This window comes from Blastomonas sp., from assembly GCF_046294995.1.
In the GTDB taxonomy this organism is placed as follows: Bacteria; Pseudomonadota; Alphaproteobacteria; order Sphingomonadales; family Sphingomonadaceae; genus Blastomonas.
Genome location: NZ_JBKBOG010000006.1, coordinates 1 through 14,394 on the forward strand (window position 1 = coordinate 1; position 14,394 = coordinate 14,394).

Annotated in this window: 10 protein-coding genes and 1 pseudogene; 5 read left to right on the forward strand and 6 right to left on the reverse strand. The window is 65.0% G+C overall.

Annotated features, from left to right (window positions below; all coding sequences use genetic code 11):
- The 3 genes and pseudogenes from ACK4R0_RS08885 to ACK4R0_RS08895 form a co-directional block, all read right to left on the reverse strand.
- Window positions 1-435 (reverse strand): annotated as a pseudogene (locus tag ACK4R0_RS08885) (hypothetical protein); the annotation flags it as partial.
- Window positions 436-586: 151 nt separating this feature from the next.
- Window positions 587-1,771, reverse strand: coding sequence for a hypothetical protein (locus ACK4R0_RS08890; RefSeq protein WP_409673301.1), 1,185 nt, complete (start codon window positions 1,769-1,771; stop codon window positions 587-589).
- A 164-nt stretch (window positions 1,772-1,935) separates the two neighbouring features.
- Window positions 1,936-3,108, reverse strand: coding sequence for an acyl-CoA dehydrogenase family protein (locus ACK4R0_RS08895; protein WP_409673304.1), 1,173 nt, complete (start codon window positions 3,106-3,108; stop codon window positions 1,936-1,938).
- Between the two features lie 113 nt (window positions 3,109-3,221).
- Between ACK4R0_RS08895 and ACK4R0_RS08900 the strand changes: the two genes are divergently transcribed.
- Window positions 3,222-4,529: an adenylate/guanylate cyclase domain-containing protein gene (locus ACK4R0_RS08900; protein WP_409673307.1), complete on the forward strand. Its 1,308-nt coding sequence runs from the start codon at window positions 3,222-3,224 to the stop codon at window positions 4,527-4,529.
- A gap of 161 nt (window positions 4,530-4,690) precedes the next feature.
- On the forward strand, window positions 4,691-4,960 hold the full coding sequence (locus tag ACK4R0_RS08905; protein ID WP_409673310.1) for a hypothetical protein: 270 nt from the start codon (window positions 4,691-4,693) through the stop codon (window positions 4,958-4,960).
- On the opposite strand, the gene ACK4R0_RS08910 is transcribed toward ACK4R0_RS08905, so the two are convergent.
- Window positions 4,957-7,704: a [protein-PII] uridylyltransferase gene (locus ACK4R0_RS08910; RefSeq protein ID WP_409673313.1), complete on the reverse strand. Its 2,748-nt coding sequence runs from the start codon at window positions 7,702-7,704 to the stop codon at window positions 4,957-4,959. The genes ACK4R0_RS08905 and ACK4R0_RS08910 overlap by 4 nt on opposite strands.
- 25 nt (window positions 7,705-7,729) lie before the next feature.
- Complete coding sequence (locus tag ACK4R0_RS08915) at window positions 7,730-9,448, reverse strand: class I adenylate-forming enzyme family protein (RefSeq protein ID WP_409673315.1); 1,719 nt, start codon at window positions 9,446-9,448, stop codon at window positions 7,730-7,732.
- Window positions 9,449-9,515: 67 nt separating this feature from the next.
- Between ACK4R0_RS08915 and lgt the strand changes: the two genes are divergently transcribed.
- Both lgt and ACK4R0_RS08925 read left to right on the forward strand, forming a co-directional pair.
- On the forward strand, window positions 9,516-10,406 hold the full coding sequence (lgt, locus tag ACK4R0_RS08920) for a prolipoprotein diacylglyceryl transferase (RefSeq protein WP_409673318.1): 891 nt from the start codon (window positions 9,516-9,518) through the stop codon (window positions 10,404-10,406).
- A gap of 4 nt (window positions 10,407-10,410) precedes the next feature.
- Window positions 10,411-11,511 carry a class I SAM-dependent methyltransferase gene (locus ACK4R0_RS08925; RefSeq protein ID WP_409673321.1) on the forward strand — a complete coding sequence of 367 codons (1,101 nt, stop codon included), beginning with the start codon at window positions 10,411-10,413 and terminating at the stop codon, window positions 11,509-11,511.
- A gap of 98 nt (window positions 11,512-11,609) precedes the next feature.
- On the opposite strand, the gene ACK4R0_RS08930 is transcribed toward ACK4R0_RS08925, so the two are convergent.
- Complete coding sequence (locus ACK4R0_RS08930) at window positions 11,610-12,575, reverse strand: L-threonylcarbamoyladenylate synthase (RefSeq protein WP_409673324.1); 966 nt, start codon at window positions 12,573-12,575, stop codon at window positions 11,610-11,612.
- 48 nt (window positions 12,576-12,623) lie between these two features.
- Between ACK4R0_RS08930 and ACK4R0_RS08935 the strand changes: the two genes are divergently transcribed.
- On the forward strand, window positions 12,624-14,360 hold the full coding sequence (locus tag ACK4R0_RS08935) for an acyl-CoA dehydrogenase (RefSeq protein ID WP_409673327.1): 1,737 nt from the start codon (window positions 12,624-12,626) through the stop codon (window positions 14,358-14,360).
- Window positions 14,361-14,394: the final 34 nt, after the last annotated feature.

Consider the following 14,394-nt stretch of genomic DNA (forward strand, 5'->3'; position numbering starts at 1 on the left):
CTTGGCGCCGCATCCCCAATAGATCAGCAATCGCCCCTTGGGGCGCTGGAAGTCCTTGGGCAGGTCTTCGGGGACCTCGTCGGTGCGGGTGCCGGGCTTGGGGGTGAGCAAGGGCACCGATGCGCCGAGCTTGGCGACCGGCGGCATGAAATGATCGGCCTTGGGCGCTCCGGACGCGGGCGCCCGGGACGAACCCAGCCGCAGGATCAGCTCGTGCATCTGCTTGTTGCCGCCACCGCCGAACATCATCGAGAGCCCCGCCCCCATGCCGCCGCCGCTTCCCATCGCTGCAAGGCCGGTCACGGTGCCGACATCCATGTCATAGCGGGCAACGGGGCTGGCGGACTGCTGGCTGCTCACCGGGCTGGCGACGAGGACCGCCATCGCGGCGGCGCAGGAACACAAAGCGGTTTTGCGAAAGGTGGCAGTGGGCATGGTCAAGGCTCCCGGAGATAATGGGGACATGCAGGCGACTCGCCTGATAGCACATCCGTGTACCGGCGGGGAGCCGTGGCCGCAGTGCGCCAGGTCATAGCCTCAACTGCGGGACCTCAATCGGCCGGCACTTTCTGCCAAGGGCGATCGTTCAGGTAGCCGTTAGCTTTTCCGCGCCTGCAGCCGTCTCCTGCTTGGTCAGCTTGTTAATGATATCGGGCACGAAACGCTCGGCAAACCCTGAGACAAAAGCGTACACCAGCATCTTGTAGAACTGTACCTTGTCGTGCATCCCCAGCGACTTTCTCACCTGTTCGACCCAGTTGTCACAGGGGTCTTTTTGATTGTCGCACGACTTTGCCGCGACATTCGCGTCCGATTGGGCGTTGGCCGTCGCAGCGCCCGTTGCACCATCGCTCGTCAGCGCGGGGGTGCCAGCGGCGGTGCCCCCCACCAACTCGCCATCGGGCGGCGCGGTAGGCAACTCCGCTGCGCCGCTACCATCATCGTCGCCCGTGGCGATTGTCGGAGCGATATCTGCAGAACTGCCGCCAGCCGCGCCGCTCCCTGCACCCAATGGGCCGCCGGGCTGATCCGGGAGGCTGAAATCGGGCAACAGCGCCTCAAGCAGGTTTGCTGCAGCCAGAATGTAGATGAACAAGGCAAACACACCGCCGATCCCGATCGAGCTGAGCACGCTGACCCAGCCGATCCGCAACCCTAACAGTTCGAAGATTCCGTCCTCGTTCATCGCGTCGCGCGATGTGGCCTTTTGCAATCGCTGGAGGATCGAGATCATCGCCCCGACCATGCCTGCCGCGATGATGGCCACCAGACCATGTTGGGCCAGCTCCGCGCGCATGCTGATGAATGCAATGCCAATCAAAATCACCACCGCAGCCGATACCCCGACGATCACCATCAACCGTCGGATCGAGTTTTCGCGTGCCAGATTGATCAGGTAGTTGGCGTGGATCACGTCGAGCAGATTACGCGCACGCTGGCGCAGAACCTCATCGTCGAGGTCTTCGATTGGTCCCGGGGCGAAGCTCGCCTCGTACGATTTGATGACACCCGCTGGTACCACCCGGCGAAACCTGTCCTCGATCGTCCAGAACCGGGCCTGGAGCGCCCTTTTGGGTACCAGCCATATCAGCGCCAGCTCGATCTTGAACAGTTGTCCCAGTGTCGGTTTGTTGCCGTTCTGCGGGTCGAGATCCTGAAACTCGTCTTTCAATCGCTCGAGCATTTTGCGCTTGATGGCGTTGCTTTCGAGGTCATCGGGTTCGTCTATATCGTCGGCTTTCCAGGCATAGCCCTCGAAGTTGTCGCGCATCGATTCGTAATAGATCCGCGAGATATAGCGCTCTTCATGGAACAGACGAAACATCGCAGACCTCCCCCTCACTCGGAGGTATTAGGCCTTGTTTTGGAGCGTTTGCGCCAGTTCAAGTGGCACCGTTTCGGACGGTTGCGGCACCTGCCATTGTCCATTCCGGATCATTTTCCCCCGAACAGCTGTCGGCCCGCCAGATCGAGCATGATCTCTTCCGATCCGCCGCCGATCGCGTTGACGCGGACCTCGCGGTAGATGCGCTCGACCTTCGATCCGGTGATATAGCTTGCCCCGCCCAGGATCTGCGCTGCCTCGCGCGCGACGATCTCGAGCATCTGCGTCGCCTGCACCTTGAGCATGGCGAAGTCGGCAGGCTGGTCGCGGCCGTGCTCTACCGCCCAGGCGCACTGGTCGACCCAGGCCTGGGTGGCGGCGATGCGGCGCGCCATGTCGGCGAGCTTGATGCGGATCGACTGGTGCTTGACCAGCGCCTTGCCGAAGGTCTCGCGGGTCTGGGCCCATTCCACCGCCTCCTTCAGGCACACCCGCGCATAGGCGCAACAGCCCATCGCCATGCCCAGCCGTTCGGCGTTGAAATTGCGCATGATGCCGATGAACCCGCCATTTTCCGGCCCGATCAGGTTCTCGGCAGGGACCTGCACGTCCTGCAAATAGATCGCTGCGGTGTCCGAACAGCGCCAGCCCATCTTGTCGAGCCGGGTGCGGGTGACGCCGGGCGCGGCCATGTCGACCAGCAGCAAGGATATGCCGCCTGCGCCCGCGCCGCCGGTGCGCACCGCGCAGGTCAGCCAGTCGGCGCGCATGCCGGAGGTGATGAACATCTTCGCGCCGTTGACGACGTAATGGTCGCCCACCCGTTCGGCGCGGGTCTTGAGGGCCGCGACATCCGATCCGCCCGATGGCTCGGTGATCCCCAGCGCGATGATCTTCTCGCCCGCCAGCACCGGCGGCGCGATCCTCTGCTTGAGCGCGTCGCTGCCCAGCGCCAGCACCGGGGGCAGGCCGATGCCATGCGTCATCAGCGATGCGGTCAGGCCGCCCGCACCCACCGCGGCCAGTTCCTCGGTCTGGGTCATGCCGTGAAAGATATCGAAGCCCTCGCTATGCCCGCCATAGGCTTCCGGATACCGCAGACCCAGGATACCGGCTTCGGCGGCCTTGCGATGCAGGTCACGCGGCAGCTCGCCGTCCGCCTCCCACTGGTCGATATATGGCGCGATCTCGCGCGCGACGAAGCGGCGCACCGATTGCGCCAGCGCCTCATGGCTGTCGTCGTAAAACGGCGAGCGCGCGCGCCAGTCGTCGAAGTCGGTCATCGGGCATCCTCTTGTCGTCTGTTCTATGAGTGCTGGGCTGGGGCGCTGTTACCAGTTTGTCAATTCTCCCGCGTTATGTGCTATGTTGATGGCTGAACCGGCCGAGGGGAGGCATGATGCAGCAGGACCAGACCGTGCCCGACACATCGCAAACGATGAGCGGCCGTTTCGTCGATGCAGCGCTCGAACGCCGTTTCGTCACCGGGGAACGCACGGCGCGCGTGGTCCACATGCGGCTGTTCGCGGGCTTTCTTGCGGTGATGCTGATCGGCTATGCGCTGGTCAATCCGCTGTATTTCAGCCGCGACGACGAGCTGCGGTTTACGTTTCTGCTGCTGCCCGCGCTCGCCATCCTGGCCGGCTATGCCGGGGCCACGGCATGGCGCGGCTATGCCAGCCGCCCGATGATCGATTTCGCCTGCCTGCTGGGCGTCGCCTTCCTGATCATGGCGGAAAATGCGTTGCTGTTCGAGGAGATGCAGCGGGCGCAGGTGCAGTTGCACGCCTCGATCGCGATCAACGGCCTGATCGTGATGGCGTTCGCCGCGATCGCCTTTGCCGGGCAGGTGCGCTGGTTCGCCGTCTGGCTCGTCTGCCATGCCGTGGTCTATTTCGGTATCATGCTGGTGACCGAGGCGGACATGATCCCGCTGATCTATGCGACGCTCGCTTATTGCACCAGCGCTGCTGTCATGGTGCTGCTCAACTGGTCGGTGGGGCAGGCCCATCGGCAGAGCTTCATCCTCGCGCAGGCGCTCGAGGCCGAGCGTGCAAAGACCGAGGAACTGCTGTTCAACGTGCTGCCGCCTGCGGTCGCTGCGCGGCTGAAAGCGGGGCAGGTGGTCGCCGACAGCTATCCCGACGTATCGGTGGTGTTCATCGACATCTGCGGATTTTCCGATCTGTCGCGGCGGATTTCACCCGGACACCTGGTCGATCTGCTCAACGGCTTTTTCCTGCTTGCGGACCGCTGCGCGGCCGAGACCGGGGTAGAGAAGGTCAAGACCATCGGCGATGCGTATCTGGCGATCAGCGGCGGCAACAACCCGGCGGTCAACAGCGCCGATGCCGCGATCCGCTTTGGCGAGGCGGTGATCGCGGGCCTGCCCGAACTGCGCGCCGCCACCGGAATCGATTTGCACATCCGCGTCGGCATCCACACCGGCCCCGTGGTCGGCGGGGTGATCGGCGAGACGCGGATGGCCTATGATTATTGGGGCGAGACGATGAACATCGCCAGCCGCATCGAAGGTGCTGCCAGCCCGGACGGCATCGCGGTATCCGAAACCACCTGGATGCGGGGCCGCGGCGACCGCTATTTCGAACTGCCGCAGATGCTCACCCTCAAGGGTGTCGGCGAGATGCCGGTCTATCGGCTGGCGGACAAGCCCAGCGCGGAGATCGTCCGGCTGGTGGTGTAGTCAGGGCTAAGATGCTCGTCATTCCCGCGCACGCGGGAATCCCGCTTTTTGCAAGGCCGCCGCAACAGCGGGACCCCCGCGTTCGCGGGGGTGACGATCGAAGGTGTTGAGCGGCCACGACGACAATTGGCAGTCCCGCAAAAGCTAGCTAACAAGGCCTCATGCCAACCCTTCTCATCTTCCTGTGCGGCGTTGCCAATTTCGCGCTTCACAAGGCGACGATGGAGGCGGACCATCCGATGGCGCAGCAGATGCGCGCCGCGTTCGGCCGCTTCATGGGCGGCTATGGCAGCTATATGCTAGAATTCCTGATCCTGCTCTCGGCGCTGAGCTTTGCCGCGATGGGCTATTCCATCGCGCTCCCCGCCTATCTTGTCTACACCGGCATGAACGGGCTTGCCGGCTGGGCGATACTGACAGGAAAGATCTAGGCCGCGACCGCCTGTTCGGCCTGTTGCAGCGCTGCGGCTAGCAACCGCTTTTCCAGCGTTTTCAGGCGGGCCTTGCTGTCGATCTTGTCGCCCAGCAGATCGGTGACGTAGAACGTATCGACCGCGCGCTCGCCATAGGTCGCGACATGCGCCGAATGGACGATGCACTTGAGGTCGAACAGCGCGAACGCCAGCCGGTTGAGCAAGGCGGGCCGGTCGAGCGCATTGACCTCGATCACCGTGAACCGGTTCGATGCCTTGTTGTCGACCAGCACCACAGGCGCGACATTGAACGCCTCGGTGCGCGGGCGCGCGGTCGGCCGCGCGATCAGCCTCGGGGTCAGCGCGACCCGGTTGGCCAGCGCATCGGCGATCGCGCTCTTGAGCCGCGCGATCTGGCTTTCCTCCATGAACGGGCGGCCCAGCGGGTCCTGCACCAGGAAATTGTCGAGCGCCATGCCATCGCGGCGGGTGTGGATCCGCGCATCGATGATATTGCCGCCCGCCAGATGGATGCCGCCGGCGATGCGATAGAACAGCCCCGGATGGTCGGCCGCGCTCACCGTTACCAGCGTCGCGCCGCGCGCGGGATAGAATTCGGCCGCAACGGTCAGCGGTTCGGTGTCGTGCGCATCGATCAGCCGCATGTTCTGGACGATGATATCCTCGGGCTCGGCGATCCAATAGGCATCGTCGAGCTTGCGCGCGATCTGGGTGAACCGGCCCTCGTCCATCGCCAGCGGCACGCGCACCGCCTCCTGCTTGGCGAGCACCCGCTCGCGGCGACCGTGCTGCTTGTGGCCCAGCCGCAGCACCTCCTCGGTCGATTCGAACAGATTGCCCAGCAGCTGGCGCTTCCAGCTGTTCCAGATACCCGGGCCCACCGCGCGGATATCGACGACAGTCAGCACCAGCAGCAGCTTGAGGCGTTCGGGGCTTTTCACCATCGCGGCGAAATCGGCGATCGTCTTGTAGTCGGTAAGGTCGCGCTTGAACGCGGTGGCCGACATCAACAGGTGATAGCGCACCAGCCAAGCGACCTGCTCGGTTTCCGCCTCGCTCAGCCCCAGCCGCGGGCACAGTTTCATCGCCACTTCGGCGCCCAGCACGCTGTGATCGCCGCGCCTGCCCTTGGCGATGTCGTGCAACAGCGTCGCAACGAACAGCACCCGCCGGCTGATCAATTTCTGCATCACCGCATAAGCGAGCGGATGGTCGTCCTTGAGCTCACCCGATTCGATCCGTGCGAGCAGGCCGATCGCGCGGATCGAATGTTCGTCGACGGTATAATGGTGGTACATATCGAACTGCATCTGCGCGACGACGCGGCCGAAATCGGGAACGAAGCGGCCGAACACCATCGCCTCGTTCATCCAGCGCAGCACCAGCTCGGGATCGCGCGGGCTGCACAGCACATCCATGAACAGCGCATTGGCGCGAGGGTCTGCCCGGACATGCTTGTCGATGAGCCCTGCGTCCATGCTCGCCTGGCGCATCGCGCTGGGGTGAATCTCGACCTTGTGCTTGTCGGCCAGCTGGAAGATCTCGATCATCCGCACCGGATCTTCGCGGAAGAAATCGGGCCGGGGCAATGCCAGCCGTCCGCGATCGAGGATGAAGCCCGACAGCTTGCGTGGGCGCCGCCGCAGCAGCGCTGGGATGAAGCGGCGATCGCGCGTGGCGAACTGGTCGTCGAGCTGCGCCAGGAACACCCCGGTGAGGTCGCCGACGCGTTTGGCGTTGAGGAAGAAATACTGCATGAACCGTTCGACCGCAGACTTGCCCGGGCGGTCGGCAAAGCGCATCCGGCTCGCCACCTCGCGTTGCAGGTCGAAGGTCAGCCGGTCCTCGGCGCGCCCGGTGATATCATGCAGGTGGCAGCGTACCGCCCAGAGGAAATTGGCCGAGCGGCGGAAACCGCGAAACTCGGTCATCGTCAGCAGCCCGGCATCGACCAGTTCGGCGGCAGAGCGGACCTGGTGGATGTACTTGCCGATCCAGTAGAGCGTGTGCAGATCGCGCAGGCCGCCCTTGCCGTCCTTGACGTTGGGCTCGACGACATAGCGGCTGTCGCCCATCTTCTTGTGCCGGGCGTCGCGCTCCTCGAGCTTTTGCGAGACGAAATCGCGCGCGGTGCCGGTGACGACATCCTTCCAGAAGCGCACCGACGCCTCGCGGTAGATCTCCTGATCGCCCCAGACATAGCGCCCCTCGAGCAGGGCGGTGCGGATGGTCAGGTCGCCCTTGGCCTGGCGGACCATCTCATCGATCGAACGGCTGGAGTGACCGACCTTGAGGCCAAGGTCCCACAGGATATAGAGGACCGCCTCGATCGCCTGCTCGGTCCAGCTGTTCTTCTTCATCGGCGTGAGGAAGGCGATGTCGACGTCGCTGTGCGGCGCCATCTCGCCGCGGCCATAGCCACCCACAGCGGCGATGCAGAAATGCTCGCCCATGCTGTGGTTGGCGACCGGATACTGATATCGCACGACATAATCGTGGATCAGCCGGACGATCTGGTCGATCAGGAACGATTGCGCGGCGGCGCATTCGTGCCCTGCTGCAGGACTGGCGACCAGCCGCTCGGCGATCTCCGCGCGGCCCGCCGCCAGCGCATCGCGCAGCAGGGCGACCACATCGGCGCGCGCCTTGTCCCCCTGCTCGTCGGCCAGCACGGCGATACGGGCATCGAGCGCGCGACGATCGATGATCGCGCGCTGGTTGGGTACGGTCGTCACTGGCATAAGCGGCAAGGGCGTTGGGGAAAGTTCAGCTGCTGGCTCCTGCCTGGGCTTTCGCCTCGGCCTGATAGGTCTTGCGCAGACCGACCTTGTCGATCTTCGCTGTCCCCAATCTGGGGAGCGCCTCGGCGCTTTGCCAGAGCATGGCGGGAATCTTGAACGCGGCAAGCTGGCTCGAGAGGAACTCGGTCAGTTCGGCATCGCTCAGCGAGGCGCCATCGCGCACGACATAGACCGCACCGACGATTTCGCCGAAGCGCTCGTCGGGGATCCCAAACACGCTGGCCTCGGCGATGTCAGGATGCGCATAGATCGCCGCCTCGACCTCGACGCAGCTGATGTTCTCGCCGCCGCGGATGATGATGTCCTTCTTGCGGTCGACGATGAACAGATAGCCATCGGCATCGAGATAGCCCAGGTCTCCGGTGCGGAAATAGCCATCGGGCATGATCGCGGCGCGGGTGGCGTCCTCGTTGTTCCAATAGCCCAGGAAATTGGCGACCGATCGGATCGCAACCTCGCCGACCTCGCCTGAGGGCAGCGGCTTGCCGTCGTCATCAAGAATCGCCAGATCGACCAGCGGACGCGAGGCCTGGCCGGTGCTGTCGGGCTTGGCCATGTAGTTCTCGTTGAAATTGCCGCAGCCAACGCCGTTGGTCTCGGTGAGGCCATAGCCCAGGATCGGGAACGCCCAGTCCATCGTCTCCTTGATCCGCTTGACGTGCTCGACCGGGCGCGGCGCACCGCCTGCAGCGAACGACACGCAGCTGGTGAGGTCGTATTTGTCGCGGTTGGGATGGGTCGCCATCTCATAGCTCATCAGCGGCACGCCGACGAAATAGCTGACCTTTTCGCGCTCGATCAGACGCATCGCTTCTTCGGCATCCCATTTGGGCATCAACACCAGCTTGCGCCCGATGACGAAGCTCTGCAGCAGCACCGGCACTTCGGCGGTGACGTGGAACAACGGCACGTTGAGCAGGGTGGCGGGCTGGCCTTCGGGCGGCTTGCCCTGGCGGGTGACGATGTTGAGCGCCATCAGGGTCTGGGCGACATAGCTGAATACGCCCTGCACCACGCCGCGATGGTCGGAATAGGCGCCCTTGGACTGGCCGGTCGAACCCGACGTGAACAGGATCGTCGCCAGATCGTCGCCGGTCAGCTCGGGCAATTCGCCCGCCGCATCGCCGCCGGCCGAAAGGATCGATGCCAGGCCGTTTTCGGGCGGTCCATCGTGCGAGATGGTGATGACCTTTGCGTCCCCGATATTGCCGCATTCGCCGATCCGCCGTGCACAGCGGTCATCGGCCAGCACCAGCTTGCAACCGACATCGGTAATCCCCGCGCACAGTTCGGGTCCCTGCCACCAGCCGTTGAGCAACGTGGCGACGCCGCCGGCCATCAGCGTGCCCATATAGGCGATGATCCAGTTGGCCGAGTTGCGCGCGGCGATGCCGACCCGGTCGCCCTTGGCAACGCCATGGCCCGCGATCAGCGCGGCGGCGACCCGGCGCGCGGCGGCGTAGCTCTGGCCAAAGGTCAGCCGGGTGTCGCCATCGACCAAAAATTCCGCGTCGGCATGCTGCATGCAGAAATAGGCGAAGAACTGCGAGAGCGCAGGCGGGGCCGAGGCGATCATCGGCAGTTTCTGGCCGTATCTCTCAAAATGCGTCAAAGGCAGCATGCCTCCTTCGCCGGTCAGCGCCTGGATGGCTTCATCCATCATCTGGTCCAGCTCGGTTGCCATCGAAATCTCTCCTCTTTCGCTTCTGGTTGCCAGCCCTTATGGAGAGTAAAACCCGTGGGGAAAAGCCTTGATCCTGCCAATTTCGGCGCTTGCCGCCAGTCTTGCCGCCAACACAGCGGCTGCCGTAACGTCCGCTCCGATCCGCTTCGAGGACCTCGGGCTGTCGCCGGTCGCGCTCAGTATCGGATCGTTCCAGCTCAAATGGTACTCGCTGGGATACCTCTTCGGCATCCTTTTTGGATATTGGTATATGCTGCGGTTGCTCAAGCAGCCCGGTGCACCGATGGCGCAGCGCCATGCCGATGACCTTATGCTCTATTCGACGCTGGGCATCATCCTCGGGGGAAGGCTCGGCTATGTGACGTTCTACCGGCCCGACCTGTTCGATACCCCGCTGGAGGTCTTCAAGGTCTGGGAGGGCGGCATGTCGTTCCATGGCGGGCTGATCGGCGTGCTCCTCGCCATCGGGTATCTCGTCTGGCGCAACGGCTTGAGCTATCTGCGCGTCGGCGATTACGTGGCGTGCGTGGTTCCGGTCGGGCTGCTGCTGGTGCGGCTGGCAAATTTCGTCAACGCCGAGCTGTGGGGCAGGCCGACCGATGTTCCCTGGGCGATCATCTTTCCGACCGATCCGGCTGGCCTTCCGCGCCACCCCAGCCAGCTTTACGAGGCCGCACTGGAGGGGGTCGTGCTGATGGCGCTGTTGTCGTTCCTGTTCTGGAAGACCAACGCCCGCTACAAGCCGGGAATGCTGGGGGGCGTGTTCCTGCTGTTTTACGGCCTGTCGCGATTCCTGATCGAGCTGGTGCGCAACCCCGACCAGCATCTGATCGAATTCGCCCAGCGCACCGGCATGAGCATGGGCCAGTGGTTGACCGTACCGATGATCGTGATCGGCCTCTATCTGATCATCAGCGCGCGCAATCGCGTGGCAAAGCCGCTCCCCGCTGCGGCCTGAGGGCGTGGAACCCTCAGGCGACAGCGGTCCGCAAGGCATCGAACCCGAAGATCTCGGCCTTGAGGCCGTCTTCCGGCGGCTGATCGGCGCGACCGGTCCGATCAGCGTCGCGCATTACATGGCCGAGGCCAACGCGCATTATTACGGCCGCGCCGATCCCTTCGGCGCGGCGGGCGATTTCATTACCGCGCCCGAGATCAGCCAGATGTTCGGCGAGATGATCGGGCTGTGGCTGGCCGATCAGTGGCAGCGCGCGGGCAAGCCGGCGCTGAGCCATTATGTCGAGTTCGGTCCCGGCCGTGGCACCCTGGCCAGCGATGCGCTGCGCGCTGGCGAGCGGTTCGGCTTTCGCCCGCAGGTGCATCTGATCGAGGGCAGCAGCCGGCTGCGGCAGGTGCAGCACGCCCTGGTCCCGCAGGCGACATGGCATGATGGCCTCGACAGCGTGCCGCGCGAGGGGCCGTTGCTGATCGTCGCCAACGAATTTCTCGATGCGCTTCCCGTGCGCCAGATCGTCCGTGCCGAGCAGGGCTGGCGCGAACGGGTGGTGGTGCACAATGGCGAGCGGTTCTTGCCGGTGGCAGGCGCGCGGCCAATGGATACTGCGGTGCCGTCCGCGCTGGCCGACGGCCCGGTCGGAACCATCCTGGAAAGCTGCCCGGCGGCAAGCGGCATGGCCTACGAGATCGCGGTCCGGCTCAAGGCGCAGGGCGGCGTCGCGCTGTTCATCGATTATGGATACAGCACGCCGCAGACCGGCAGCACGCTGCAGGCGGTGCGCGCGCACCAGAAGGTCGATCCGTTCGCCGACCCGGGGCTCGCCGATCTCACCGCCTTGGTCGATTTCGCGCAATTGAAGCAGATCGCGCTGGCCGGCGATGTCGATTGCCTGGGGCCGGTGGGCCAGGGCGCATGGCTGATGGCGTTGGGCATCGGCGCGCGCGCGGCAGCGCTGGCGAAGAGCGATCCCGCGCAGGCGCAGGCGCTGATGACCGCGCTCGACCGTCTGGTTTCGCCCGAGCAGATGGGCACGCTGTTCAAGGTAATGGCGTATCGCGGCCCGGGCTGGCCGCAGGGCGAGGGGTTTGGGGAGGCGAACGTCTGATCACCCTCACCCTTCCGGCGCTGCGCGCCTCCCTCCCTCTCCCACCGGGAGAGGGAAGGGGCCCGCACCGCGCAGCGGTGTGGGAAGGGTGAGGGTGACTAGGCCGCCGCCCGCTTCAAACGATCGTTGATCGCCTCGCCCATGCCGCCGGACGGGATCGGCGCAACCGCAATCCGCTGACAGGACGATGCATCCGCGCGGTGCAGCGCCGCATAGAGGTTCGCCGCAGCCTCGGCGAGATCACCCGACGGCGATAGCGTGTCATCCCCCGCCACCGCGCCGAACCCTATCAGCCATTCTTCCGCCTCAGCCGCCACCGCATCCAGCCGCACCGGCTTGCTCGGCGCATAATGGCTGGCGAGCTGGCCCGGCGCTTCGATGGCGTGATCGGTGAGCGGTAGCGGCGCTTCGCCGAGCAAAGCTGCGATCGCGGCAGGATCGATCGGCCCCGGACGCAGCAGCTGCCAGCCGCTCGGGCGATCCGAAAAGTTGCGCAGCGCAACTATGGTCGATTCCAGACCCGCGCTGCACGCCCCGCCATCGAGGATCAGTGGCACACCATCGCCCAGGCTGGCGGCGACATGCGCCGCCGTGGTCGGGCTGATGCCGCCGCTGCGGTTGGCCGAGGGCGCTGCGAGCATCATGCCGCCAGCCTTAAGCACCGCACGCATCACTGGATGCGCGGGGCAGCGCAGCGCGATCGTCGGCAGGCCCGCGGTCACCGCCGGGGCAACATCGGCGCCCTCGGCGAGCGGCAGCACCAAAGTCAGCGGACCCGGCCAGAACGCGGCGGCCAGTTTTTCTGCACGTTCGTCAAAAATCGCCAGCCGCCGCGCTGCGGCCACATCGGGCACGTGCACGATCAGCGGGTTGAAATCGGGGCGCCCCTTGGTGCGATAGATCGCCGCTACGGCATCGGCGCGCGACGCATCGGCGGCGAGGCCATAGACCGTCTCGGTGGGTAGCGCGACGGGCCTGCCGGCGCGCAGCAACGTCACCGCGCGCGCCACGGCTTCGGCGGAAGCGGGCACGATCTGCGCGTCTGAAGGCTTGGAAGCTGGCATCGCCCTGCCTATACAACGCTAGCAGACCGCGAACAGCAGGGAATAATCATGACATTCAACGCACCGACACTCGAACAGCTGTTCGTGCTCAAGACCATCACCGGGATCGATGACCTCGCCCAGCATGAACGCTTTGCCGAGGCGACCCCCGATCTGGTCGAGGCGATCGTCGAGGGCGTCGGCGACTTTGCCGCAGGCGAGTTCGCGCCGCTCTACCGCATCGGCGATACGGTCGGCGCAAGGCTGGTCGATGGCGCGGTGAAGATGCCCGAAGGCTACCGCGAAGCCTATCAGCATTATGTCGAGGCCGGCTGGAGCGCATTGAGCGCACCTGCCGATCATGGCGGCCAGGGCCTGCCGTTCTCGCTCGCCACCGTCGCGCTGGATTCGCTCGGCGCGGCGAACATGGCGTTTGCGCTCTGCCCGATCCTCACCGTCGGCGCGATCGAGGCGCTGCACCACCATGGCAGCGATACCCAGAAGGCGCTGTATCTGCCCAAGCTCGCCACCGGCGAGTGGACCGGCACGATGAACCTTACCGAGCCCCAGGCGGGCAGCGATGTCGGCGCCCTGCGTTCCACCGCCACCCCGCGCGGCGACGGCACCTGGTCGATCAAGGGGCAGAAGATCTATATCTCGTTCGGCGACCACGACATGGCCGACAACATCATCCATCTGGTGCTCGCGCGCACCCCAGATGCGCCTGCGGGCACCAAGGGCATCTCGCTGTTCCTGGTTCCCAAGTACCGGCTCGATGCAGACGGCAACCCCGGCGACGCCAATGGCATCAAGACCGTGTCGATCGAGCACAAGATGGGGATCAACGCCTCGCCCACCTGCGTGCTGCAGTTCGGCGAGGACGGCGAGAGCATCGGCGAGCTGATCGGCGGCGAGTTCGGCGGCATCCGCGCGATGTTCACGATGATGAACAACGCGCGGCTCAATGTGGGACTGCAGGGCGTTCAGATTGCCGAGGGCGCGACGCAAAAGGCGCTGTGGTTCGCGCGTGAACGCGTGCAATCGGCGCGCGCAGGTGCTGGCCGCGAACCGGTCGCGATCATCGAGCACCCCGATGTCCGCCGCATGCTGCTGCGGATGAAGGCGGGAACCGAAGCGATCCGCGCCTTGCTCTATTTTGCCTCGGGCTTTGTCGACCGCGCCAACCTTGGCGTCGACGGCGCGCGCGAGATGGTCGACCTGCTGACCCCGCTCGCCAAGACCTATGGCACCGATCTGGGCAGCGAGATCGCCTCGCTGGGTGTGCAGGTGCACGGCGGCATGGGCTATGTCGAGGAAACCGGCGCGGCGCAATATTACCGCGATATCCGCATCGCACAGATCTACGAAGGCACCAACGGCATCCAGGCGGCAGACCTTGTCGGCCGCAAGCTGGGCATGGGCGGCGGCGATGTCGTGCGCAAGCTGATCGCCGACGTGCAGGCCGATTGCGGCAACCACCCGGCGCTCTCGGCGCTGGCGGGCGATTGCGCCGAGGTCACCGAATGGATGATCGGAGCGAGCGTCGATGACCGGCTCGCGGGCAGCTATCCCTATTGCACGATGATGGCGGTGATGACGAGCGGCTGGCTGATGCTCAAGCAGCACCGCGCTGCCGAAGCGATGCTCGATGGTGCGCAAGGCAACGCCGATTTCCTGAACGCCAAGCTGGTGACGACGCGGTTCTACCTTGAGCGCATGGTCCCCGAGGCGAGCGGCCTCAAGGCCGGCGCGATGGCGGGCGCGGAGCAGCTCTACGCGCTCGATGCCGAAGCGCTGGCGGGGTGAGGGGGGCTGCCCTTTCTTTCTCCCTCCTTTCACC

What these genes read in the sequence shown, in the direction of transcription:
- ACK4R0_RS08890 (WP_409673301.1), bottom strand. Translation starts at nt 1,771, where the DNA reads ATGCGCGACAACTTCGAGGGCTATGCCTGGAAAGCCGACGATATAGAC.
- ACK4R0_RS08895 (WP_409673304.1), bottom strand. Translation starts at nt 3,108, where the DNA reads ATGACCGACTTCGACGACTGGCGCGCGCGCTCGCCGTTTTACGACGAC.
- ACK4R0_RS08900 (WP_409673307.1), top strand. Translation starts at nt 3,222, where the DNA reads ATGATGCAGCAGGACCAGACCGTGCCCGACACATCGCAAACGATGAGC.
- ACK4R0_RS08905 (WP_409673310.1), top strand. Translation starts at nt 4,691, where the DNA reads ATGCCAACCCTTCTCATCTTCCTGTGCGGCGTTGCCAATTTCGCGCTT.
- ACK4R0_RS08910 (WP_409673313.1), bottom strand. Translation starts at nt 7,704, where the DNA reads ATGCCAGTGACGACCGTACCCAACCAGCGCGCGATCATCGATCGTCGC.
- ACK4R0_RS08915 (WP_409673315.1), bottom strand. Translation starts at nt 9,448, where the DNA reads ATGGCAACCGAGCTGGACCAGATGATGGATGAAGCCATCCAGGCGCTG.
- ACK4R0_RS08930 (WP_409673324.1), bottom strand. Translation starts at nt 12,575, where the DNA reads ATGCCAGCTTCCAAGCCTTCAGACGCGCAGATCGTGCCCGCTTCCGCC.
- ACK4R0_RS08935 (WP_409673327.1), top strand. Translation starts at nt 12,624, where the DNA reads ATGACATTCAACGCACCGACACTCGAACAGCTGTTCGTGCTCAAGACC.